This is a genomic window from Marinobacter zhanjiangensis (genome assembly GCF_014651935.1).
Lineage (GTDB): Bacteria > Pseudomonadota > Gammaproteobacteria > Pseudomonadales > Oleiphilaceae > Marinobacter > Marinobacter zhanjiangensis.
Genome location: NZ_BMXV01000014.1, coordinates 1 through 1,652 on the forward strand (window position 1 = coordinate 1; position 1,652 = coordinate 1,652).

Here is a 1,652-nt window from a genome sequence, read left to right on the forward strand (position 1 = left end):
CACAAGCTGGACCTGTCGGTGTTCCACCCCAAGTACCGCAACGACGACACTGGCCGGCTGGCCTATGATCCGGCGATTCTGCTGAAGATCATCCTGTTCGCCTACTCCAAGGGCATCACCTCCAGCCGTGAAATGCAGTGGTGCTGCGAGACCAACATCATCTTCAAGGCCCTGTCCTGCGATACCGTCCCGCACTTCACCACACTGGCGAAGTTCGTCAGTAGCCATGCGGACGAGATCGAAGAACTGTTCGAGCAGGTGCTGCTGGTGTGCCACGAGCAGGATCTGCTGGGCAACGAACTCTTCGCCATCGACGGCTGCAAGATGTCCTCTGACGCCGCCAAGGAATGGTCCGGTACCTTCAAGGAACTAGGCGAGAAGCGGGACAAGCTGCGACGCCTGATTCGTCACCATTTACTGGAACACTACGAGCGTGACGAGGCGGAGACCGAAGCCGAACTGGACCGTGATATCCGCCGGGCGAAGACCATCCTCTCGCTGGACGAATCCCTGGAGAAAGTGGACCGCTTCCTAAAGACGAACAGTCCAAGGATGGGCCGGGGGAAGCGGAACAAGGAAGTGAAGAGCAACATCACCGATAACGAAAGCGCCAAGATGACCACCAGCAAGGGCACCATCCAGGGCTATAACGGCGTCGCCACGGTGGACAGGAAACATCAGGTTATCATCGACGCCCAGGCCTTCGGCGAGGGCCAGGAACACCACACCCTGCAACCGGTTCTGGAAACGGTGGAGGCCCGCTACAAGAAGCTGGGCATGGCCAAGAGCATCTACCAACAAGGCACGATCATTACTGCTGACACCGGCTTCGCCAACGAAGCCAACATGAAGTACCTGCACGACCGGCAGATCAATGGCTACGTACCAGACAACAAGTTCCGCAGCCGGGACCCGAAGTTCGCACAGCAGAAAGACAAGTACGGAAAACGGCATCAGAACCTGCCGGAAACGGGGCGGAAGGAGACCATCCCGGCCAGCGAGTTCCAGTTCGACCCGGTGAACCTCACCTGCACCTGCCCAACGGGCGAATCCCTCACCTACCGGGGCCAGCGGGAAGCCGAGAACGGCAAGACCCGGGTGCACTTCGAAGGACGGCTGCTCCAATGCCGGCACTGTCCCAAGAAGCACCGCTGTATGCAGAACCCGGCCTCGGCAGACCATCGCAACGGTTCCGGTCGACAGGTGTCGTTCACCATCGAGAGCAAACGCCTGCCCAACTACACCGACTGGATGAAGCACCGGGTGGACAGCCAGCAGGGCAAAGAGATCTACAGTCACCGGATGTCGGTGGTGGAACCGGTGTTCGGCAACATTGGCACCACGAGACGGTTGAACCGCTTCAGCCTGCGGGGCAAGAAGAAAGTACAGGGCCAGTGGCAGTTATACTGCCTGGTGCATAATATCGGAAAATTGGCGAACTACGGGCAGTTGGCGGCATGATGCCGGGGACAAAAACGGCCAAGAATAGGCCTTCTGGAAGCCGGTGGTACCGGCCTTCGAAGCCTCTTGAAGCGGAAGCGCCTCCCTATGCACCAGAATCTGGAGAACCGTTCCGTTGACGGGCGGGTCAAAAAATTTAGCAGTCAGGCGGTGGGAATGGCCCGGAACCGGGTTTTTCTACAGCCTCGTTA

1 protein-coding gene is annotated in these 1,652 nt (G+C 58.7%); it reads left to right on the plus strand.

Annotation, left to right across the window (positions count from 1 at the left end; genetic code table 11):
* Positions 1–1,461 (plus strand): transposase (locus tag IE079_RS18635; protein ID WP_227712616.1); only part of this gene is annotated, 1,461 nt, incomplete at its 5' end.
* Positions 1,462–1,652 lie beyond the last annotated feature (191 nt).